Source organism: Pseudomonas sp. Z1-14 (assembly GCF_051132005.1).
Classification (GTDB): Bacteria; Pseudomonadota; Gammaproteobacteria; order Pseudomonadales; family Pseudomonadaceae; genus Aquipseudomonas.
The window spans coordinates 1,445,047-1,465,377 of record NZ_CP071646.1; the positions used below are offsets into that span (position 1 = coordinate 1,445,047).

General features: G+C 63.0%; 19 protein-coding genes, 1 pseudogene and 1 riboswitch. Of the genes and pseudogenes, 14 read left to right on the forward strand and 6 right to left on the reverse strand.

Going from position 1 to position 20,331, the window contains the following annotated elements; translation table 11 throughout:
• Nucleotides 1–115: 115 nt before the first annotated feature.
• Nucleotides 116–700, reverse strand: a complete 585-nt coding sequence (locus J3P89_RS06835) for a hypothetical protein (protein ID WP_434629064.1) — start codon at nt 698–700, stop codon at nt 116–118.
• Nucleotides 701–859: 159 nt separating this feature from the next.
• A riboswitch (cobalamin riboswitch) is annotated at nt 860–1,074 on the forward strand.
• Nucleotides 1,075–1,156: 82 nt separating this feature from the next.
• Here J3P89_RS06835 and cobO point away from each other — a divergent pair.
• The 10 genes from cobO (at nt 1,157) to J3P89_RS06885 (ending at nt 10,147) form a co-directional block, all read left to right on the forward strand.
• Complete coding sequence (gene cobO, locus J3P89_RS06840; RefSeq protein ID WP_434697083.1) at nt 1,157–1,768, forward strand: cob(I)yrinic acid a,c-diamide adenosyltransferase; 612 nt, start codon at nt 1,157–1,159, stop codon at nt 1,766–1,768.
• 11 nt (nt 1,769–1,779) lie between these two features.
• Nucleotides 1,780–3,159, forward strand: coding sequence for a cobyrinate a,c-diamide synthase (locus tag J3P89_RS06845; protein WP_434697084.1), 1,380 nt, complete (start codon nt 1,780–1,782; stop codon nt 3,157–3,159).
• Entirely contained in the window at nt 3,156–3,806 is a 651-nt protein-coding gene (gene bluB, locus J3P89_RS06850; RefSeq protein ID WP_434697085.1) for a 5,6-dimethylbenzimidazole synthase, read from the forward strand. Before J3P89_RS06845 ends, bluB begins: the two co-directional genes overlap by 4 nt.
• Nucleotides 3,803–4,711 (forward strand): adenosylcobinamide-phosphate synthase CbiB, encoded by a 909-nt coding sequence (cbiB, locus tag J3P89_RS06855; protein ID WP_434697086.1) that lies wholly within the window; start codon nt 3,803–3,805, stop codon nt 4,709–4,711. The genes bluB and cbiB overlap by 4 nt, the downstream gene beginning before the upstream one ends.
• Nucleotides 4,704–5,696, forward strand: a complete 993-nt coding sequence (cobD, locus tag J3P89_RS06860) for a threonine-phosphate decarboxylase CobD (RefSeq protein WP_434697087.1) — start codon at nt 4,704–4,706, stop codon at nt 5,694–5,696. Before cbiB ends, cobD begins: the two co-directional genes overlap by 8 nt.
• Nucleotides 5,693–7,144 carry a cobyric acid synthase gene (locus J3P89_RS06865; RefSeq protein ID WP_434697088.1) on the forward strand — a complete coding sequence of 484 codons (1,452 nt, stop codon included), beginning with the start codon at nt 5,693–5,695 and terminating at the stop codon, nt 7,142–7,144. Before cobD ends, J3P89_RS06865 begins: the two co-directional genes overlap by 4 nt.
• 123 nt (nt 7,145–7,267) lie before the next feature.
• Entirely contained in the window at nt 7,268–7,789 is a 522-nt protein-coding gene (gene cobU, locus J3P89_RS06870; protein WP_434697089.1) for a bifunctional adenosylcobinamide kinase/adenosylcobinamide-phosphate guanylyltransferase, read from the forward strand.
• Nucleotides 7,786–8,841 carry a nicotinate-nucleotide--dimethylbenzimidazole phosphoribosyltransferase gene (cobT, locus tag J3P89_RS06875; RefSeq protein WP_434629078.1) on the forward strand — a complete coding sequence of 352 codons (1,056 nt, stop codon included), beginning with the start codon at nt 7,786–7,788 and terminating at the stop codon, nt 8,839–8,841. Before cobU ends, cobT begins: the two co-directional genes overlap by 4 nt.
• Complete coding sequence (gene cobC, locus J3P89_RS06880) at nt 8,838–9,413, forward strand: alpha-ribazole phosphatase family protein (RefSeq protein ID WP_434629080.1); 576 nt, start codon at nt 8,838–8,840, stop codon at nt 9,411–9,413. The genes cobT and cobC overlap by 4 nt, the downstream gene beginning before the upstream one ends.
• A gap of 2 nt (nt 9,414–9,415) precedes the next feature.
• A complete protein-coding gene (locus J3P89_RS06885; RefSeq protein WP_434629082.1) occupies nt 9,416–10,147 on the forward strand; it encodes an adenosylcobinamide-GDP ribazoletransferase in 732 nt (243 codons plus the stop codon).
• Nucleotides 10,148–10,166: 19 nt separating this feature from the next.
• Here J3P89_RS06885 and J3P89_RS06890 read toward each other — a convergent pair.
• A pseudogene (locus tag J3P89_RS06890) lies at nt 10,167–10,862 on the reverse strand (SDR family oxidoreductase); the annotation flags it as partial.
• 140 nt (nt 10,863–11,002) lie between these two features.
• On the opposite strand from J3P89_RS06890, the gene J3P89_RS06895 reads away from it, so the two are divergent.
• Nucleotides 11,003–11,842 carry an NEL-type E3 ubiquitin ligase domain-containing protein gene (locus J3P89_RS06895; protein WP_434631189.1) on the forward strand — a complete coding sequence of 280 codons (840 nt, stop codon included), beginning with the start codon at nt 11,003–11,005 and terminating at the stop codon, nt 11,840–11,842.
• Between the two features lie 409 nt (nt 11,843–12,251).
• Here J3P89_RS06895 and J3P89_RS06900 read toward each other — a convergent pair whose 3' ends face one another.
• The gene (locus J3P89_RS06900; RefSeq protein ID WP_434697090.1) at nt 12,252–14,477 is read right to left on the reverse strand and encodes an autotransporter outer membrane beta-barrel domain-containing protein; all 2,226 of its coding nucleotides are present in this window, start codon (nt 14,475–14,477) and stop codon (nt 12,252–12,254) included.
• Between the two features lie 765 nt (nt 14,478–15,242).
• On the opposite strand from J3P89_RS06900, the gene J3P89_RS06905 reads away from it, so the two are divergent.
• From J3P89_RS06905 to J3P89_RS06915, 3 genes are all read left to right on the forward strand, one after another.
• Nucleotides 15,243–15,647: a MarR family winged helix-turn-helix transcriptional regulator gene (locus J3P89_RS06905; RefSeq protein WP_434601539.1), complete on the forward strand. Its 405-nt coding sequence runs from the start codon at nt 15,243–15,245 to the stop codon at nt 15,645–15,647.
• Between the two features lie 61 nt (nt 15,648–15,708).
• Nucleotides 15,709–16,908, forward strand: coding sequence for an MFS transporter (locus J3P89_RS06910; protein WP_434697954.1), 1,200 nt, complete (start codon nt 15,709–15,711; stop codon nt 16,906–16,908).
• Between the two features lie 182 nt (nt 16,909–17,090).
• Nucleotides 17,091–17,642: a glutathione peroxidase gene (locus J3P89_RS06915; protein ID WP_434697091.1), complete on the forward strand. Its 552-nt coding sequence runs from the start codon at nt 17,091–17,093 to the stop codon at nt 17,640–17,642.
• Between the two features lie 90 nt (nt 17,643–17,732).
• On the opposite strand, the gene J3P89_RS06920 is transcribed toward J3P89_RS06915, so the two are convergent.
• The 3 genes from J3P89_RS06920 to J3P89_RS06930 all read right to left on the reverse strand — a co-directional run bounded on the left by J3P89_RS06920 (nt 17,733) and on the right by J3P89_RS06930 (nt 20,134).
• Nucleotides 17,733–19,007 (reverse strand): OmpP1/FadL family transporter, encoded by a 1,275-nt coding sequence (locus tag J3P89_RS06920; RefSeq protein ID WP_305499461.1) that lies wholly within the window; start codon nt 19,005–19,007, stop codon nt 17,733–17,735.
• Nucleotides 19,008–19,151: 144 nt separating this feature from the next.
• Nucleotides 19,152–19,634: a hypothetical protein gene (locus J3P89_RS06925; protein ID WP_305499463.1), complete on the reverse strand. Its 483-nt coding sequence runs from the start codon at nt 19,632–19,634 to the stop codon at nt 19,152–19,154.
• Nucleotides 19,635–19,909: 275 nt separating this feature from the next.
• Complete coding sequence (locus tag J3P89_RS06930) at nt 19,910–20,134, reverse strand: hypothetical protein (RefSeq protein ID WP_007898912.1); 225 nt, start codon at nt 20,132–20,134, stop codon at nt 19,910–19,912.
• Nucleotides 20,135–20,331 lie beyond the last annotated feature (197 nt).

Sequence of the window (20,331 nt, forward strand, 5' to 3'; positions counted from 1 at the left end):
CCTGTGGGAGCGAGCTTGCTCGCGATAGCGGTCTATCCGGCAAATCGATGTCGACTGTTGCACCGCCATCGCGAGCAAGCTCGCTCCCACAGGGTCCCCGCAGACCCTTAAGAAGTCAGCCGTGCGCCTGTTTCAGCAGCAGCGCAATACCCGGATGGTACTGGCCCGCCTCGTTGCGCAATTTGCGATAGGCGTAGGGGAAGTACCAGGCCACGGCGCAGGTGTTCTCCTTCTGCAGGTCGTCGATCATGTCCTGCAACTCTTCTGGCGTGGCGCTTTGCTGGGCTTTTTGCGGGGCAACGAACAGGCAGCCCAGTTTCAGGTCGCTGGCGTAGCTGATGCGCTTGGCGTCGCTGGCGGCTTCGAGCAAGGGTTGGGTCAGGTTCAGGTTGTTGACCTTCGGCCAGCGCTGGGTGGCCTGGATAAAGGCGCGCTCATCGGCGCTGGCAATGAACAGGTCGGCGCTGACGTTGCGTTCGCCTTCTTCGTTCTGCTTGCGCGTCGCTGCGTTCTGCAGCGTGACCATCTCAGCCATCCAGGCAGCGGCAGACAGCAACCCGAGGTTGGCTTTTTGATCATGCCAGTAGGGGGTGTCGTTATCGCCGCGCACGGCGTTGTAGCGATCGATACAGTCGAACCAGCGTTCCAGCACCGGGCGTAGAAACTCCAGCTTCGGATTGCTGATGATCATGCCTTGCATGCGTTTGCCCTCTTGTTCTTGTGATATCGGGTCGTGGTGTCTATTTGATATCACTTGCCGCAGCTTCACACAAGATCGCTGTCAGTTTATTGATCAGGGCCAGTCAACGAGTGGATACAGGTGGCGGCTTTAATTGACGCTCCATCCCCAACCCTCTAACCTTCGCGGCTTGTTTCAGGTGCTCTGTGGCGCGGTCGCGGCCGACAGAGTGAAACAGGGAAGCCGGTGAGCGAACGCGAACCCGGCGCTGCCCCCGCAACGGTAAATGAGTCAACGCTGTGCCTAGGCCACTGTGTCGCAAGACATGGGAAGGCGCGCAGCCAGGCATTACGCCGCTCATGAGCCCGGAGACCGGCCTGATTCATCCAACGGCATCACGGTGGGCGATGCCAGGCTCGCTGCCGTCCTTTTTTCTGCCCGCCCGCCGTTATCCAGTCCCAACGGAGAGCTCCCCTCATGACCGATACGCCCGATCGCGACGAACGCCACCTGGCGCGCATGCTGCGCAAGAAAGCCGTGATTGACGAGCGCATCGCCAATTCACCGAACGAGTGTGGCCTGCTGCTGGTGCTGACCGGCAACGGCAAGGGCAAGAGCAGTTCGGCGTTCGGCATGCTCGCCCGTGCCATGGGCCACGGCATGCAGTGCGGCGTGGTGCAGTTCATCAAGGGGCGCAACAGCACCGGCGAGGAGCTGTTTTTCCGACGCTTCCCGGAGCAGGTGCGCTTTCACGTCATGGGCGAAGGCTTCACCTGGGAAACCCAAGATCGTCAGCGCGACATCGCCGCCGCCGAAGCGGCCTGGGCGGTATCGCGGCAACTGCTCGGCGATCCATCGATCGGCCTGGTGGTGCTTGATGAGCTGAACATCGCTCTCAAGCACGGTTATCTCAATCTCGATCAGGTGTTGAGCGATCTGCAGGCCCGTCCGCCGATGCAACACGTGGTGGTCACCGGCCGGGGTGCCAAGCCGGAAATGATCGAGCTGGCCGATACCGTGACCGAAATGGGCATGATCAAGCATGCCTTCCAGGCCGGCATCAAGGCGCAGAAGGGCGTCGAACTGTGAATGATGCTTCGATGACCAGCCGCCACTGTCCGGCGGTGTTGATTGCCGCGCCGGCTTCCGGCCAGGGCAAGACCACCGTCACTGCGGCGCTGGCACGGTTGCATCGCAACCAGGGGCGCAAGGTGCGTGTGTTCAAATGCGGACCTGATTTCCTTGATCCGATGATCCTTGAGCGCGCCAGTGGCGCAGCGGTCTATCAACTGGATATGTGGATGGTCGGCGAGCAGGAAAGTCGCCGACTGTTGTGGGAAGCCGCCGCCGAAGCGGACCTGATCCTGATCGAAGGCGTGATGGGGCTGTTCGACGGCACCCCGTCCAGCGCTGACCTGGCGCGCCACTTCGGCGTGCCGGTGCTGGCCGTGATCGACGGCACGGCGATGGCCCAGACCTTCGGTGCCCTGGCCCTGGGCCTGGCCCGTTATCAGCCGGACTTGCCGTTCGCTGGCGTACTGGCCAACCGGGTCGGCACCCTGCGCCACGCGCAATTGCTCGAAGGCAGCCTGACCGAAGGCCTGCGCTGGTACGGCGCGCTCTCGCGAGAAACCGGCATCGAGCTGCCGAGCCGCCACCTGGGGCTGGTCCAGGCCAGCGAACTGAATGACCTGGACGTTCGCCTCGACGCAGCGGCCGAAGCATTGGCCGGCAGTTGTGAAGTGTCGCTGCCGCCCCAGGTCGAGTTCGCCGCGCCCGAACTGACAACCGTCGAGCCGTGGCTCGACGGTGTGCGCATCGCTGTCGCCCGCGACGAAGCGTTTGCCTTCACCTATGGCGCGAGCCTCGACCTGCTGCGGGCCATGGGCGCGCAACTGGCCTTCTTTTCCCCTATTCATGACACCGAACTGCCCGAGGCGGACAGCCTGTATCTGCCTGGCGGTTACCCGGAGCTGCACCACGTTGCACTGGCGCGGAACGTGCCGATGCTGACGGCGATCCGTGCCCACCACGCAGCCGGCAAACCGCTGCTCGCCGAATGCGGTGGCATGCTCTACCTGCTCGATTCATTGACCGACGTCGAGGGCAATCGCGCCGAGCTGCTCGGCCTGTTGAGCGGTGAAGCGCAGATGCAAAAGCGCCTTGCGGCCTTGGCGTTGCAATCAGTCGAGCTGCCGGAAGGCACGCTGCGCGGGCATACCTATCATCACTCCTTGACCAGCACTGAACTCGAGCCGATCGCCCGTGGGCACAGCCCGAACGGTGGGCGAGGGGCTGAGGCGGTTTTCCGCCTGGGGCGGATGACGGCTTCCTATGTGCATTTTTACTTTCCGTCCAATCCCGGGGCGATTGCCGCGTTGCTTGCGCCCGACCCTGCGGCCGTCTTCGCGAGCAGGCTCGCTCCCACATTTGATCACCTGAACCCTGTGGGAGCGAGCCTGCTCGCGAAGCCGTCATGACTGACAACGCTTTCTCTTCAGCCGAACGCGAAGCCGTCTACCGCGCCATCGCCGAACGCCGCGACATGCGCCATTTCAGCGGCGGCACCGTCGAGCCGGCGTTGCTGCGCCGTCTGCTGGAAGCCGCGCACCAGGCGCCCAGCGTCGGGCTGATGCAACCGTGGCGCTTCATCCGTATCAGCGACCGCGCCTTGCGTGGGCAGATCCAGCGACTGGTGGAAGAGGAACGCATCCGTACCGCCGAAGCCCTGGGCGAGCGCAGCGATGAATTCATGCAGCTCAAGGTCGAAGGTATCAATGACTGCGCCGAGGTACTGGTGGCGGCGTTGATGGACGACCGCGAGCGGCACATATTCGGTCGCCGGACCTTGCCGGAAATGGACCTGGCCTCGCTGTCCTGCGCCATCCAGAACCTGTGGCTGGCGGCCCGCGTCGAAGGGCTGGGGATGGGTTGGGTGTCGCTGTTCGAGCCCCAGGCCCTGGCTGACCTGCTGGGCCTGCCCGCCGGGGCCAAGCCGTTGGCGGTCCTGTGCCTGGGGCCGGTCGAAGGCTTCTACCCAGCGCCGATGCTGGCCCTGGAAGGCTGGGCGCAACCGCGTCCGCTCACTGAACTGCTTTACGAAAACCACTGGGGAGTGCGCCCATGAGCGTAGCGTTGCTCAGTGCCGCCGCGGTGGCGCTGGATGCGCTGCTGGGTGAGCCCCGGCGTTGGCATCCGCTGGTGGCGTTCGGCGGCTTTGCCGATCGCATCGAACAACGTTTCAACTCCGGCGGGCGTGGCTGGCGCAGCCATGGAGTGACGGCGTGGGTGATCGCCGTGGTGCCGCTGACCTTGCTCGCCACGGCCCTGTCCTGGGCACCGATGATTGGCTGGCTGGTGGAGATTCTGGCGCTGTATTGCGCCCTCGGCCTGCGCAGTCTTGGCGAGCATGTCGAGCCGGTGGCCCGGGCGCTGCGCAGCGGTGAGCTGGACGAGGCGCGCCGACGCGTCGGTTACCTGGTCAGCCGCGAAACCGCCGAGCTGGATGAAGCCGCCGTTGCCCGCGCCGCCACCGAGTCGGTCCTGGAAAACGGCAGCGACGCGGTGTTCGCCGCGCTGTTCTGGTTCGCCGTGGCCGGTGCGCCCGGCGTGGTGTTGTACCGGTTGAGCAATACCCTCGACGCTATGTGGGGCTATCGCAACGAGCGCTTCGAGCGTTTCGGCTGGGCGGCGGCGAAAATCGACGACCTGCTCAACTACATCCCCGCACGCCTGGTGGCGTTGACCTACGCTGCGCTCGGCAAGACCCGCCTGGCACTCAAATGCTGGCGCAGCCAGGGCCCGACCTGGGACAGCCCGAATGCCGGGCCGGTGATGGCCGCCGGTGCCGGCGCGCTGGGTGTGGAACTGGGGGGCGCGGCGGTGTATCACGGCGAACTGCATCAACGCCCGCCATTGGGCGAGGGCGTGCCGGCCAGTGCCGATTCGATTGACCGAGGCTGGCAATTGGTGCAACGCGGCGTATGGTTATGGCTGCTGATTCTCTGCCTCGGAGCCGAGTTTTATGCTTGAGCATGGTGGACGACTGCGCAACGCCGCCCGGCAATACGGGATTGCCGAGGCCGACTGGCTCGACCTGTCCAGTGGCCTCGCGCCCTGGCCGTTCGAGATCCCGGCGATTCCATTGCGCGCCTGGGCGCGCCTGCCCGAGACCGACGATGGTCTGGAACAGGCCGCTTGCGACTATTACGAAGCGACGCATGTGCTGCCGGTGGCCGGTTCGCAAATGGCCATCCAACTGCTGCCGCGCCTACGCCGAGCGGGCAAGGTCGGGGTCCTGTCGCCTTGTTACGCCGAGCACGCCGAAGCCTGGCGCCGCAGCGGCTACATCGTGCGCGAAGTGCTGGAAGCGGAAGTGGATTTCTTTCTCGACAGCCTCGACGTGCTGGTGGTGGTCAACCCGAACAATCCCACGGGCCTGAGCCTGGACCCCGAACGCCTGCTGGATTGGCATGCGCGGCTGGCCCAGCGGGGTGGCTGGCTGGTGGTGGACGAGGCGTTCATGGATATCACACCGCACCTGAGCCTTGCCGCCTACGCCCATCAGGTCGGATTGATCGTGCTGCGCTCGTTCGGCAAGTTTTTCGGCCTGGCCGGGGTTCGCCTCGGATTCGTCCTGGCCGAGCGACGCTTGCTCAGGCTGCTCGCCGAACAGGTCGGGCCGTGGGCCGTCAGCGGGCCGACGCGGATATTGGGCCAGGCGTGCCTGTTGGATACCGAGGCCCACGCCCGCCAGCGCCAGCGTTGCGAAGAAACCAGCGAGCGCCTGGCGCTGCTGCTCGAGCATTACGGTTTCAAGCCTGATGGCGGTTGCGGGTTGTTCCAGTGGGTGGTTACCGAGCACGCCCGGGCCCTTTATGAATTCATGGCCCAGCGCGGCATTCTCCTGCGGCTGTTCATCAACACCAGCAGTCTGCGCTTCGGGCTGCCGGCCAATGACGCAGAATTCCTGCGTCTCGAACAGGCTTTCGAGGCCTACGCCAAGGACATTCAATGACCACCTTGATGGTGCAGGGCACCACCTCCGATGCCGGCAAAAGCACGCTGGTCACGGCGCTGTGCCGCTGGGTCAGGCGCCAGGGCGTGAGCGTGGTGCCATTCAAGCCGCAGAACATGGCGCTCAATAGCGCGGTGACCGCCGATGGCGGCGAAATCGGCCGGGCCCAGGCGGTCCAGGCCCAGGCTTGTGGCCTCGAACCGCATACCGACATGAACCCGGTGCTGCTCAAGCCCAACAGCGACACCGGTGCCCAAGTCATCATCCATGGCCGCGCCGTGACCAGCATGAACGCCGTGGCGTATCACGATTACAAGGCCATCGCGATGCAAGCGGTGCTGGCTTCCCATGAGCGTTTGCGCGCGGCGTATCCGGTGATCATGGTCGAGGGCGCGGGGTCGCCGGCGGAGATCAACCTGCGTGCCGGCGACATCGCCAACATGGGTTTTGCCGAGGCCGTCGATTGCCCGGTGCTGCTGATCGCCGACATCAATCGCGGCGGCGTATTCGCCCACCTGGTCGGCACCCTTGAGTTGCTTTCGCCCAGCGAACAGGCCCGGGTCAAAGGTTTCATCATCAACCGTTTTCGTGGCGACCTGGCGTTGCTGCAACCCGGCCTGGATTGGCTCGAAGCGCGCACCGGCAAACCGGTGATTGGCGTATTGCCCTATGTGCTGGACCTGCACCTGGAAGCCGAGGACGGTCTCGATCAGCGTCAGGCCGACAAGGCCGAACAGGTACTCAAGGTTGTGGTGCCGGTGCTGCCGCGCATCAGCAACCATACCGATTTCGATCCGCTGCGCCTGCACCCGCAGGTCGACCTGCAGTTCATCGGCCCCGGCCAGACCATCCCGCCGGCCGACCTGATCATCCTGCCCGGTTCGAAAAGCGTGCGCAGCGACCTGGCCTACCTGCGCGCCAACGGCTGGGAGACAGCAATCAATCGGCACCTGCGCTACGGCGGCAAGTTGCTGGGCATCTGCGGTGGTTTGCAGATGCTTGGCCGCCAGGTCCACGATCCGCTCGGGCTGGAAGGCGCGGCCGGTTCGAGTGCCGGGCTGGGCCTGCTGGACTTCGAGACGACGCTGGAGCATGAGAAGCAGTTGCGCAACGTACGCGGGCGGTTGGCCGTGGAGGATGCCGAGGTCAGCGGCTACGAGATTCATGCGGGTGTGACCACTGGCCCGGCCCTGGAAAACCCTGCGGTGACGTTGGACGGCGGCCGTTGCGACGGCGCCCGAAGCCTCGACGGACAGATTTTCGGCACCTATCTGCATGGGCTGTTTGAAACGCCAGCGGCGAGCAGCGCGTTGCTGCGCTGGGCGGGCGTGCAGGACGTGCAGGCGGTGGATTACCACGGGTTGCGCGAGCGGGATATCGAGCGGTTGGCGGACCTGGTGGAGCGGCATCTGGATACCGGGGTGTTGCGTGAACTCTGTGGGATTTGAGGTGGCCGGGCTGACCTCATCGCGAGCAAGCTCGCTCCCACATTGGAATGCATTTCAAATGTGGGAGCGAGCTTGCTCGCGATGGCGCCAGTCGCCACACCGGCAGATAGAAGGTAATGACCCATGCTGCAACTGATCCTCGGCGGCGCCCGCTCCGGCAAGAGTCGCCTGGCTGAGAAACTCGCTGCGGGCACCGGCTTGCCGGTGACCTACATCGCCACCAGCCAACCCCTGGACGGCGAAATGAACCAGCGTGTCGCTCAGCATCGCGCCCGGCGCCCGACCGATTGGGCGCTGGTGGAGGAACCGCTGGCGCTGGCGCAGGTGTTGCGCGAAACCGCCGCGAGCGAGCGCTGCCTGCTGGTGGATTGCCTGACCCTTTGGCTGACCAACCTGTTGGTGCTCGACGATGCCGACCGACTGGCTGCCGAGCGCGAAGCCCTGCTGGACTGCATCGGCGCGCTGCCCGGTGAAATCATTTTTGTCAGCAACGAGACCGGCCTGGGTGTCGTGCCGCTGGGCGAGCTGACTCGCCGTTACGTCGATGAAGCCGGCTGGCTGCATCAAGCCCTGGCCGAACGTTGCCAGCGCGTTGTGCTGACCGTTGCCGGCCTGCCCCTGACTCTCAAAGGTATTGCGTTATGAATCACCGCTGGTGGCTGGACCCGTGCAAGCCCGTTGATAGCCAAGTGCTGGAGCAAGCGATGGCGCGGCAACAACAACTAACCAAACCGGCCGGCTCCCTCGGGCGCCTGGAGTCGGTGGCGGTGCAACTGGCGGGCCTGCAAGGGCAGGTCAAGCCAAGTCTTGAACAATTGTGGATCGCGATTTTTGCCGGCGATCACGGTGTGGTGGCCGAAGGCGTCTCGGCCTATCCCCAGGAAGTGACCGGACAGATGCTGCTCAACTTTGTCAGCGGCGGCGCGGCCATCAGCGTGCTCGCGCGGCGGTTGGGCGCTTCCCTGGAGGTCGTCGACCTGGGCACCGTGACGCCTTCGCTGGACTTGCCCGGCGTGCGGCATTTGCGGGTCGGCCCGGGCACCGCCAATTTCCTCCTGGGCCCGGCCATGACCCTGGTCCAGGGCGAACAGGCCCTGCAAGCCGGACGCGACAGTGCCATGCGCGCCGCTGCCAGCGGCACGCAACTGTTCATCGGTGGCGAGATGGGCATCGGCAATACCACGGCGGCCAGCGCGCTGGCCTGTGCCTTGCTCGATTGCCCGGTGGCGCATCTGGTCGGGCCGGGCACCGGGCTGGATGCGGCGGGTATCAGCCGCAAGGTCCAGGTCATCGAACGCGCCCTGGCCGTGCACGGTGGGTCGAACGGCGACCCGCTGCAAACGCTGTGCAACCTTGGCGGGTTTGAAATCGCCGCGTTGATCGGCGCCTATCTGGCCTGTGCCCAACAAGGCATCGCCGTGCTGGTGGATGGCTTTATCTGCAGCGTCGCGGCCCTGGTGGCGGTGCGGCTCAATCCGGCGTGCCGGCCCTGGTTGTTGTTCGCCCACCGTGGCGCCGAACCGGGACACCGCCACGTGCTGGAAACCCTCGCTGCCGAACCGCTGCTGGACCTCGGCTTGCGCCTGGGCGAGGGCAGCGGGGCGGCGCTGGCGGTGCCGTTGTTGCGCCTGGCCTGTGACCTCCATGGGCAGATGGCGACCTTCGCCGAAGCGGCCGTGGCGGATCGCCCGGCATGACCTTGCGCCTGGACCTGTTGCGCCATGGCGAGACCGAACTGGGCGGCGGGCTGCGCGGCAGTCTCGACGACGCCCTGACGCCACGAGGCTGGGAACAGATGCACGCGGCGGTCGCAGCGGGCGGGCCGTGGGATCGGCTGGTGAGTTCGCCCTTGCAGCGTTGCGCGCGTTTCGCCGAACAGCTGGGTGCGCGACTCGGCGTGCCGGTGGACTTGGACAAGGACCTGCAGGAATTGCATTTCGGCGCCTGGGAAGGCCGTAGCGCGGCGGCATTGATGGAGACTGACGCCGAGGCGCTGGGGCGGTTCTGGGCCGATCCCTACGGCTTCACGCCGCCGGAAGGTGAGCCGGTACTCGAGTTTTCGGCGCGAGTGCTGGCGGCGCTTGAACGCTTGCATCAAGCCTACGCCGGGCAGCGCATCCTGCTGGTCAGCCATGGCGGCGTGATGCGGCTGCTGCTGGCCCGCGCCCGCGGCCTGCCGCGCGAGCAATTGCTCAATGTCGAAGTCGCCCACGGCGCGCTGTTTTCTCTCTTGGTGGCGTCCGGTCCAGTCCTCGAAGAGGCGGTCTGAAGATGTTGCCTTTCTGGATCGCCCTGCAATTTCTCAGCAGCCTGCCGGTGCGCTTGCCGGGCATGCCCGAACCTGCGCAACTGGGTCGTTCGCTGCTGTTCTATCCGCTGGTAGGGGTGATGTTCGGCGGCTTGCTCTGCGGGCTCGATGCCTGGTTGTCAGGCGCACCGTTGCTGCTGCATGCGGCGCTGCTGCTGACGGCCTGGGTGTTGCTCAGTGGCGGCCTGCACCTCGATGGCCTGGCGGACAGCGCCGATGCCTGGCTCGGTGGTTTCGGTGATCGCGAGCGTACGCTGCTGATCATGAAGGACCCGCGCAGCGGACCGATCGCGGTGGTCACCCTGGTGCTGGTGCTGTTGCTCAAATTCAGCGCGTTGCTGGCGCTGATCGAACAGCAGCAGACCTTGGCGCTGCTCATCGTGCCGGTCCTCGGGCGTGGTGCGTTGCTGGCACTGTTCCTCACCACGCCCTATGTACGTGCCGGTGGCTTGGGCCAGGCGCTCGCCGACCACCTGCCACGCCGCGTCGGTTGGCAGGTGCTGTGCGCCGTTGCGCTGGCCTCCGGGCTGGTGGCGGGCTGGGCCGGCCTGGTGGCGTTGCTGGTCGCGGCGCTGGGCTTTATCGGCTTGCGCCGGATAATGCTGCGCCGCTTGGGCGGGTGCACCGGAGACACGGCGGGGGCCTTGCTGGAACTGCTGGAGATGGCGGTTCTGGTGGGTTGGGCATTGAGCTGATTACAGGACGGCGCCGAGATCAATCGACAAACAGGTCGGGTGTCAGCGGGCCGCCTTGCGGGTCGTAGCGGTACTGTCCGAACTCGGTCTGGCCTTGTTCCGCCAGCAGCTCTTCATCAATCAGCAGGCGGCCGGTGACGTGGCGATTGCTGCTGGAGAGAATGGCATGGGCGGCATCGGCCATGATCGCGGGGGTTCGGGCGCGCTTGAAGGCCTGGCGTCCGCCGAGTTCGAACTCGATGGCGGCGGTGGCGATGACGGTCTTCGGCCATAGCGAGTTGACGCTGATGCCGTATTTCTCGAACTCATCGCTCATGCCGAGGGTGAGCATGCTCATGCCGTACTTGGTGACGGTGTAGGGTGCGTGCTGGGCGAACCAGCGGGACGACAGGCTCAGCGGTGGCGAGAGGTTGAGGATGTGGCCGCCGCCGCTGCGCTTGAGGTAGGGCAGGACCGCCTGGCTGCAGACCATCACTGCACGCGTGTTGATCTGATACATCAGGTCGAAGCGTTTCGGCACAAGATGTTCGACGCCCATGAGCCGAATCGCTCCCGCGTTGTTGACCAGGGCATCGATACCGCCGAAGTGTTCGGCGGCCCTGTCCATGGCCGCGCCTACCGCCGTCTCGTCGCGCACGTCCAGTTGCAGGGGCAAGGCCCTGCCGCCGGCGGCTTCCCCGCTGGATAGACGCACACTTGCTATCGAGCCTGGAAGAACTCGACCTGTCCGAAAATCTCCTCACCCACATTCCGGAAGATGTATTCAGCAACGGAGGCAATCACCAGGCATCCACCGAAGTAGTGCTGGCCGGCAACCCGCTCGATCCCGAGCTTTCCCAGCGATTGCTCGACTCGATGGCCGCGGTGCAGCCGGGTATCCCTCGCTTTACCTTCGAACTGGATGACTTGCAGCTTGATCATTTCGCTCAACCGGGACCGGTCCCTACGCCCAGTGTCGACCCATGGCTCGAAGGACTCGATGAACTCGAAGCGGCACGTCGCCGGCAACTATGGCAAGACATCGGGCGGGCAGGCGCTTCGAACCTCATGACCATGATCAATCAACTGCGGCAAACCAACGATTTTTTCCACGCTGCCCGCCGACCTGAACTGATCGGCTCGGTCTGGACGGTCCTTGAACAAGCTGGCAACGACGCGGTGTTGCGGCGCCGATTGAATGATATGGCCGAGGAGGGCGCGCGGATGCGCGCGCAGGGGGAAACCTGTGTGGATGGCTTGCGTGTCGAATTCGCCCGGATCGAAACCGAGGCCATGGTTCATCAGGCGCTGCCGGCCGGCATGCCGGAGGAGCAACGAGGGGCCTGGTTCTACCAGCGGCTACGGGCCAAGTATCGGGCCGATGCGGTCGAGGTCATTGCCAATCGGCAGGCCGGGGGACGTGATGTTGCCGAGGTACGCATGGCTTACCTGATCGGCACGCGCGAGCCCCTCGGCCTTCTTGTCGCGCCTGGAAGCATGGCATTTGCCGGCGCTGCCCGGATCAGGCACGGCGAGCTGTCCAGGGTGGTACAGATTGTTCTGGAGGAGGAGCGCTTGGGAGGCCTGCTCAACTACGGCCAGCTCCAGCCATTCTGGACCCAGTACCTGCGCGAACGTTACGCCGCTCGTTTCGCTCGCCTCGAAACCGAGTATCGGCAACCCGGCAACAACCGGTCGGCGCTGATCTCAACGTAATAATCATCCGCTCGCATAGGCAGTACCCATGTTCGGGTAGCGATGATATTGCCTTCGTCATCGTCAAGGAAAACATCCACCCGCTCCTCACCCGTTAGCGGAGGAGATTCGTACCAGGGCTTGAACTCTAGCCTCAAGGGGTTGCTCGGGTCACTCCAGGCCGTACGGTGCAGCAGGTTCGGCTCCCCCCCGGGAATATCAGGCAGTGGTTTGGGCTGTGTCCAGGGCGCGGTCATCGTGCACGGGAGCTGGTTGAACTGGGCTGATGACATCTTTCATGTTCTCCGTTGCTGGCAATCAGAATCCCCAGTCCCGAGAGCGGGGCATCACACGCTTGATGAACACTCGAATGCCGCAGGGGGCAAACGCCAGGGTCGCCCCCCGACGTTTGGCGCCCGTTCAGCCCGCGCTACCAGAGATAGCGCACGCCGATGTTGGCTCCCCACGGCTGATCGATCTTGTCGCCGTTGCTGTAGTCAAAATCGGCGTGGATTGCGACTTTGTCGGTCAAGGTCATTGCAACACCGACGCCCAACTCGCCACGGGAGCCCGAGAGGTCGTTATTGAAGACGTTGTTGTTGACCTCGACTTCGTTGTTCTTGGCGAACTCATGGACATAGGCTGCACGCAGGTAGGGTTGCACCGTCTTGCCTTCAGCAAGCCTGAAAGTGCGCCCGGCGGTAGCGCCCGCCTTGCCCAGGATTGAACGGGTGCGACTGCCTTCGGCAGCCAGGTCGTTGTTCAGATCGTAATCCTTGCCTTGGATAACGACGCCGGAAAGCTGGGTGAACGGCTCGATGAAGTAATCATCCGCCAGTTTGATATGACGACCGACTTCCAGGGAGGCACCAACGCCATGGTTGTTGTAGTCGCCCTTGGCCTTTTTGCCATCGCTCAGTTGTACATCGGACTTGTTCTGGAAACGGTTGAACTTGATGACGGCATCCAGGTAGTAGCCGCTCTGCTGATCCAGCCAAGTAGTGTAGGCACCCAGGTAATAGCTGTTGACCGTGCCGCTGGTACCCCGGCTCAAATCCAGGTCGGACTGGCTGTAGCCCCCCAACAGCCCGACGAGCCACTGCCCATCGCCGAACGGCAAGGGCGCATCGGCACCGAACGACACCCCTTGCTGGACTTTCTGATAAGCCAGGCCGGAACTGGCACTGACGTCGAATTTGTTGCCGTAGGAGCGCATCCAGCCGCCGGCCTTGTCGGGGTTCATACGCACCTCGCCCATGCGACTGCGCAATGTACTCAACTCGCCGTACCATACGGTTGGAGCGGTATTGAACAGCGCCAGCACCGAGCGCGTACCAGGACTGATCACTCGGGACGTGGTGTCCAGGTACCAATCATTGTCACCATGCTTGACCAGGTCGTAGGAATAGGTCCCGAGATCCACCGCACCATCGAGCAGAGAAAATTGCGCATCGCCGTCTGCGATATGCACCACCGGGATAGTGCCTGGCGCGAGTGGATCCTGGCCACTGCTGCCCATGAGAATGGTATGGCGGCCGGTCGCGGTGCCGGTGACTTCGAGCGTATCGACTTGGCCGGTGGCGAAATCGACGTCCATGATGAAATTGCCAGTCCCGGACAGATTGCCTACCGAGAGCTTATAAAACTCGGTAGGGCTACCCAGCTGAACGTTGCCGCCATCCAGGGTCAAGCTATCCACCACGCCGTCCTCGACCATCGCCCAGGTCGCACCGCTGTTGACCGCGAGCGCATCGACGTTGATCAGCCGGCCGGTCAGGCTCGCGCCCTGCTCCAGGGTCACGTTGGCCGTGCTGGTGTCGTCGGCACGGATGTCGCCGACCAGCGTGGTGTTGCTGTTGCCCACCCGCAGGTTGCCCTCGGCGCCACGGCGCACATCCATCAGGATACCGTTGCTGGCGGTCAGGGTAGAGCCGTTGAGTACGGCGATATCGGCCTGCACCGGTCCTACACCCAATGTGTCGACCAGAATCGCCGAGCCGTTGAGCCCTTCCACGTGGGTATTGTTCAACTCCAATGTACCGGGTACGTCCAGCCTGGCATCGCCGGCAAAAAGAATTCCCTCGCTGCTGCCACTGATGCGACTGTCTACGGCCGTTACGCTGCCGTTGAAGATGCGCAGGCCATCACCGCTGCTTCCGGTTCCGGTTCCGGTTCCTGACAGTGTCGAGCGCAGCACCGTCAAGGTGGTCAAGGCATTGACGCTGGCGCCGGCGATCGCGCCGCTGATGAGGCTATCGGAGACGGTTACACTGGCCCCCTTGGTCGCGGCCGTATCGCTGGAGAGCGCCAATCCGGTGCGGTCGCTGGAGGAGATATTGCTTTGGGCGATGCTCGCTGTGCCCGCCACAACGTGGACGCCACTTTCGTCCGTGGCCTGTACCGCTGCGCCAGTGAGATTCAGGGTCGATTCATTGACCAGGATATCCCGGGTCTGGGCGCCGTTGACGTTCAGCGTCGAGGCACCATTCAACACATAATTGTCCGCAGGCGTGCTGTTGTCGATGGTCAGGACTTCCCCGGGAACGAGCACCCGCGCTGCCAGGGCAACGTCGGAAAACAACCAGAGCGGTGCGCAGGAGAGCAGTTTCAAAGTACGGGACAAAGGATGCAGCTTGAACGAGCGAGCAGTGGACATAGGGCACCATCGGCGAGCAGTTACAGAAGGCGGCGCAGGCTATAGGGCAGGATGCGACCCGTATGTAGGATTTTTCCGAAATGTGCCGAGAGAACATCAAAGCCATGACAGACAGTCGCCTCGACAAGGCAGCTGTCTGTCGCGCAGCGATGATTGTCAGGTCAAGGATTAGCCGGGACGTTGCAGCTGCCTTCCCCCTGCGCTAGCCCTACCTTGGTGTTGGTTGGAGTGGACTTGGCAGGTTTACCTTCAATGAGATAGGCCACTTCGCCTTTACCTATCTGGTTGGCTGGGTCCCAGATTGGCAGGATATGAACGCCATACGGCTCGATGAGCCAAACGATGCCTTGCTCGGCCTGCTCTTGGGTTATGTTGGAAAAAGTAGCTGTCTTGAAGGCGAGAGGCAGCGGTGTCGGATAGAGCCTGCTGGCGAACGACTTGAAGCAGTGCTGGCTTGGTACATGATTGAATCTCCCATTCATCATCATTGATGGCGTGGACGCGGTGCTGTCCTGCTGTCGCTTGCACGGCGCCCCCCAGGCCTGGGTCAGGACTGGGGATACCTCCTTATATCGGGATTCAATCCCGGCAGAACCTGTCAGGATTGACAGGTGCGGACTTTAAGCAGGTCACTGGGAAAAGGCTGTCAGGCCGAGGTCACGCAGCTTGTAGGACATATCGCTGGGACTTGCTTGCCGTGTGTTGGAGCAGTGACATTCCTTGAATTAACTTGCGTTAACTTAATCGCGGGTATATACACGCACCATGCTTGCCTCTCAATGTTTGTGCATCAACCTGCGTCGTGCCGCCCGTGGCGTCAGCAGGTATTACGACGGCGCCCTCGACGGCTTCGGGATCAACGTTGCCCAGTATTCTCTGCTGAACAACCTGGCGCGCCTGGACCAGCCGAGCATTTCTTCCCTGGCCGAGGCCATGGGCCTGGACCGCAGCACGCTGGGGCGCAACTTGCGGGTGCTAGAAGGCGAGGGCTTGGTGAAGCTGGCCGAGGGCGAGGATCTGCGTAACCGTATCGTCGAGCTCACCGAGGCCGGACGTGCCCGACTGGCGGCGGCGCAGCCGGCCTGGGAAACGGCGCAACAGAAACTGATCGACAAGCTGGGCGCGGAAAAGCGTGCGACCCTGTTGGCCTTGCTGGATGAACTGGCGTGATGCCGGTTCGTCCGCTGATAAGTGGGTATATACCCGCGACCGGAGAACAATAATGACATCGATGTGGCGTACCTGTGGTTGGGTCCTGGTGGGCAGCGCGCTGATCCTGGCGTTGTCGCTGGGTGTGCGGCATGGGTTCGGGCTGTTCCTGGCGCCGATGAGCGCGGATTTCGGCTGGGGCCGCGAGGTGTTTGCCTTCGCGATTGCCTTGCAGAACCTGATCTGGGGCCTGGCGCAGCCGTTTACCGGTGCGCTGGCCGATCGCTTTGGCGCGGCGAAAGTGGTGCTGATCGGTGGCGTTCTCTACGCCGTCGGGCTGCTCCTGATGGGCATGGCCGACTCGCCCTGGTCGCTGTCGTTGAGCGCCGGTCTGTTGATCGGCATCGGCCTGTCCGGTACCTCGTTCTCGGTGATCCTCGGCGTGGTCGGGCGGGCCGTGCCAGCGGAAAAACGCAGCATGGGCATGGGCATCGCCAGCGCCGCCGGCTCCTTCGGCCAGTTCGCCATGCTGCCGGGCACGCTGGGCCTGATCGGCTGGCTCGGCTGGTCCGCCGCGCTGCTGGCGCTGGGTCTGTTGGTGGCGTTGATCGTGCCTTTGGTGAGCATGCTCAAGGACGCACCGGCGCCCCTGTCCGGGCATGAGCAGACGCTGTCCGAAGCGTTGCGCGAGGCTTGCAGTCATTCGGGGTTCTGGCTGCTGGCCGTGGGCTTTTTTGTCTGTGGTTTCCAGGTGGTGTTCATCGGTGTACACCTGCCGGCCTACCTGGTCGATCAGCACTTGCCGGCCAGTGTCGGCACAACGGTGCTGGCGCTGGTCGGATTGTTCAATATCTTCGGTACCTACACGGCCGGCTGGCTGGGTGGACGCATGTCCAAGCCGCGGCTGCTGACCGCGTTGTATCTGGCGCGGGCGGTGGTGATCGGCCTGTTCCTCTGGCTCCCCGTGACCACAACGACGGCCTATGTCTTCGGCATGGCGATGGGCTTTTTGTGGCTGTCGACGGTGCCGTTGACCAACGGTACGGTTGCGACCCTGTTTGGTGTGCGAAACCTCTCGATGCTTGGTGGGATGGTGTTCCTGTTTCACCAGTTGGGATCGTTCCTGGGAGGCTGGCTGGGCGGGGTGGTGTACGACCGCACCGGCAGCTATGACCTGATCTGGCAAGTGTCGATCCTGCTCAGCCTGTTGGCGGCGGCATTGAACTGGCCGGTGCGCGAGCGTCCGGTGGCGCGGCTGCAAACACAGGCCGGTGCCGCATGAGTCGCGTCGGTCCGTGGTTGGTCGCGGCCGGCGCCGCGCTGTTGCTGGCCTTCGCCTGGTGGGGCTGGCACCAGGGCGGGTTGGCCTTGATGCAATTGGGCATGGGTAACTGCTGAACAATGGACGGCGTCGGGCGGGCGGAGTAACGTCCTGGTCTGACAGGCTTTCAAGGAAAATCCGACATGCTGATGCGCTGGCTTGCTGTTCCCACCCTGTTGCTGGCTGCGGCCGGGCAAGTTTGGGGGGCTGATTGTCCGCCGCTGCTGGAGGGCTCGCTGCCCAAGCTGCGGGCCAAGGAAACCATCGACCTGTGCCAGCGCTTCGCCGGCAAGCCCCTGGTGGTGGTCAACACCGCCAGCTTCTGTGGTTTTGCACCGCAGTTCAAAGGCCTCGAAGCGCTGAACCAGCACTATAAGGGGCAAGGGCTGGAAGTACTGGGCGTACCCTCTGACGATTTCAAGCAGGAGTCCAAGGATGGCGCGGAGACGGCCAAGGTCTGCTACGTCAACTACGGCGTGACCTTCACCATGACCGAGCCGCAGCCAGTGCGCGGCGCGGACGCGATCCCCTTGTTCAGGCACCTGGCCGAACAGTCCAGCGCGCCGAAATGGAATTTCTACAAGTACGTTGTAGATCGCCAGGGCAGGGTGGTCGGCAGTTTTTCCAGCCGGATCAAACCCGACGATCCTGACTTCATCAAGGCAGTGGAAACGGCCATCGCTTCGAAACCCTGACCGCCAGCCACGAAAAAGCCCCGCCTCTTTGCAGAGCGCGGGGCTTTTTTTCGCTTCAGCTGGCGAAGTGTTCAGCTTCGCCGTGAATCATCAGAAGCGGTAGGTTGCACCGACACCAAAACCGTTGGCGCTGTTTTCGTATTCAGCGTTGTAGGCCTGACCCAAGGCGTTGCTGCGGTTGACGTTGACTTTTTCTTCCTTGAGGTAGGAATAGGCCACGTCGATGGTCAGGTCGTCGGTCGGGCTCCAACCGGCACCCAGGCTGAAGATGGTCCGGTCGCCGGTAGGGATGCGTGGCGAGCGGTCTTCGTTGTTGGCAGGCGACTGGTCGAACGTCAGGCCGGTGCGCAGTACCCACTGTTTGTTCAACTGGTAGGACGTACCGATGGCGTAGGCCCAGGTGTCGTGCCAGTTCTGTTCTTCGGTGATGGTGCCGAAGAGGGCTGGGTTCAGGGCTCCGCCGCCGGTCAGGTCGTTATCGACGGTGATGTCCTTCAGGCGGCTCCAGCGGGTCCAGGTGCTGCCTGCATAGACGGTCCAGGCGTCATTGATTTCCTGGGTAACCGAGAAGTCCACCGATTCAGGCGTGGTGATGTCCAGCGAAGCGTCATAACGTGCGCGGCTCAACAGAAAGCCCGGCGTACCGGCGCCCGGGCTCACTTCGGTGTGGCCTTCGAGCTTGTACTTGACCTTGGAGTGGTAGGTCAGGCCGACACGGGTGCTGTCGGTAGCCTGGACCATCAAGCCGATGTTGTAGCCGTAGCCGATGTCATCGCCCTTGATCTTGACGTTGCCGTCGTTAGGCGAGAACGGTGTGGTCAGTGCCGATTCCAGCGAGCCGGAAATACGGTTGATGGTCGGGCCGAAACCGATCGAAACCTTGTCGTTGAAGGCGTAGCTGATGGTTGGCTGGAAGGTCACGACCTTCACTTCGCTCTTGCTGCCGAAGTTGCGGCCCTGGAAGCTGTTTTCATAATCGGTGATCAGGCCGAACGGGGCGTAGACACCCAGGCCGAATGCCCATTTGTCATCGATAGGCTTGACGTAGTAGCCCATCGGAACGCCGGTGAACGGAACCATGTCGCCGTCGTTGGTGCCGGAGCGGGTACCGCTGGCATCGTTGATATCGGTGGACGCGTCGATCACGGCGAAGCCGCCGGTCACTTGCTCGCGCTTGAGGCGCGACATGCCGGCAGGGTTGCCAAACACGGTGCTTGCATCATCGGCAGAAGAAGAACGACCCGCGAAGCCAGTGCCCATGCCACTGATGCTTTGTTCGTTCAGGGCAAAACCACTGGCAAAGAGTTGGGTGGATGCCAAGGTAACGGCAAGGCCAAGGGTGGTTTTGAGCATCATTTTTTTCATTGTTAGAACTCCAGGTGATCACCGACGCGAAAATTACCAACATTTTCCTTCAAGCGCTATAGCTTGTATGGCTTGATTTAGAGGGGTTTTGTAGGACAATCTGACCAAATTCACTGAAGTTGTAGGAACTTTCTGATTTTCCATTCAGCAAGCGACCTGATTCAGTGGGGAAACACAGTTTTGCCAGGCACAGGTGAAATCTCGCAGGCGTCCCTGGGGGTGAAAAGTCTGCCGCCAGATCCGCGCCATGCCCAACAGGTCGCCGGCCTCGGGCAGCGGTGTGGCCTGCTCCTCCACCAGCAGCCAGGCGATGGCCGTGGCGTAGCGCAGGTTGACGGTCAGTTCCAGATGGGGACCGCTCAGGAACGCATGCTGGCTCGCCAGGCCGCGTACCAGGCTGGCCCGCTCCGGGTCCAGCGCCAGATAGTCGTCCCATAAGGCTCGGTGGCGAGGTTCGGTGATGCGGTATAGGCCGTGCCCGCGCCGATCGTGCAACGCCGCGCCAAGCCCGGACTGGCTGGCGGCGATGCCCAGCAGCAAGGTCTCCGCCGTCGTGCTGTGACTCCCCAGGTAGAGGAGCGTCGGACGGATCACGTATCGACACAGTTCGCTGGCAGCGATACCCATAAAACCCTCGAGACGGGAAAAGGGGCGAAGCCTGAAGATGTGGCCTTGGCAGCAGTGGATCGGTTCAGGCTCCGCCGGAAGCGGATCAGGCCGCTTGACTTGAAGTGTAGTGTCATATCCCTGCTGTAAAGGACTGTTTTTAAACCATCTTCATCGAACGGTTATGGTCGTTATAGCGCTTTGTACTTAAGCCGTTGCGCTTTATCGAGAAATGCCAGGCAATAAAAAACCCCGCTTTTCGGGGCGGGGTCTTCGGTTTCAGCTTTCCGGGCGTCTCAGGCAACCAGTGCCTGGCGGGTACGCTCGATCACGGCCTGCAGCGGTTCTGCGCTGGAGTACTGGTCGGGATACAGGCGTTCGCTGTGACGGGCGATGCCGTGTTCGTTGACCAGCGTGAAGCTGAAGCAGCCTTTGCGAGCGGCCATGATCAGGCAGTTCATTGGGGCAAAAGCGTTGGTCAGGGTGCGGATGGCATCCTGGGTATGGATTTGAGTAGACATGTTATGGGTGTTCCTGCAAATGACACGGTTAAGAACCGTGCCGCGTTAAAACGTTCCAGTAACGTCGACCACCATTGGTCGAACGAAGAACCCGACTGGAACAAAGCAGCCAGTTTGAGCGCTATAAAAAGGCGCGCTTGGGCTGGCAGGTAGGTACTTAGGAGGGCAGGCAACACATCAAGGGCAAAGGTTCTGGG

Bases quoted from the DNA above. Each gene is read 5' to 3' on its own strand.
- J3P89_RS06930 (WP_007898912.1), bottom strand. From the start codon at position 20,134: ATGTCTACTCAAATCCATACCCAGGATGCCATCCGCACCCTGACCAAC.
- bluB (WP_434697085.1), top strand. From the start codon at position 3,156: ATGACTGACAACGCTTTCTCTTCAGCCGAACGCGAAGCCGTCTACCGC.
- cobT (WP_434629078.1), top strand. From the start codon at position 7,786: ATGAATCACCGCTGGTGGCTGGACCCGTGCAAGCCCGTTGATAGCCAA.
- J3P89_RS06920 (WP_305499461.1), bottom strand. From the start codon at position 19,007: ATGAAAAAAATGATGCTCAAAACCACCCTTGGCCTTGCCGTTACCTTG.
- J3P89_RS06845 (WP_434697084.1), top strand. From the start codon at position 1,780: ATGACCAGCCGCCACTGTCCGGCGGTGTTGATTGCCGCGCCGGCTTCC.
- J3P89_RS06835 (WP_434629064.1), bottom strand. From the start codon at position 700: ATGCAAGGCATGATCATCAGCAATCCGAAGCTGGAGTTTCTACGCCCG.
- J3P89_RS06900 (WP_434697090.1), bottom strand. From the start codon at position 14,477: ATGTCCACTGCTCGCTCGTTCAAGCTGCATCCTTTGTCCCGTACTTTG.
- J3P89_RS06885 (WP_434629082.1), top strand. From the start codon at position 9,416: ATGTTGCCTTTCTGGATCGCCCTGCAATTTCTCAGCAGCCTGCCGGTG.
- J3P89_RS06895 (WP_434631189.1), top strand. From the start codon at position 11,003: ATGGCCGCGGTGCAGCCGGGTATCCCTCGCTTTACCTTCGAACTGGAT.
- J3P89_RS06915 (WP_434697091.1), top strand. From the start codon at position 17,091: ATGCTGATGCGCTGGCTTGCTGTTCCCACCCTGTTGCTGGCTGCGGCC.
- J3P89_RS06905 (WP_434601539.1), top strand. From the start codon at position 15,243: ATGCTTGCCTCTCAATGTTTGTGCATCAACCTGCGTCGTGCCGCCCGT.
- cbiB (WP_434697086.1), top strand. From the start codon at position 3,803: ATGAGCGTAGCGTTGCTCAGTGCCGCCGCGGTGGCGCTGGATGCGCTG.
- J3P89_RS06865 (WP_434697088.1), top strand. From the start codon at position 5,693: ATGACCACCTTGATGGTGCAGGGCACCACCTCCGATGCCGGCAAAAGC.
- J3P89_RS06910 (WP_434697954.1), top strand. From the start codon at position 15,709: ATGTGGCGTACCTGTGGTTGGGTCCTGGTGGGCAGCGCGCTGATCCTG.
- cobU (WP_434697089.1), top strand. From the start codon at position 7,268: ATGCTGCAACTGATCCTCGGCGGCGCCCGCTCCGGCAAGAGTCGCCTG.
- cobC (WP_434629080.1), top strand. From the start codon at position 8,838: ATGACCTTGCGCCTGGACCTGTTGCGCCATGGCGAGACCGAACTGGGC.
- J3P89_RS06925 (WP_305499463.1), bottom strand. From the start codon at position 19,634: ATGGGTATCGCTGCCAGCGAACTGTGTCGATACGTGATCCGTCCGACG.
- cobD (WP_434697087.1), top strand. From the start codon at position 4,704: ATGCTTGAGCATGGTGGACGACTGCGCAACGCCGCCCGGCAATACGGG.
- cobO (WP_434697083.1), top strand. From the start codon at position 1,157: ATGACCGATACGCCCGATCGCGACGAACGCCACCTGGCGCGCATGCTG.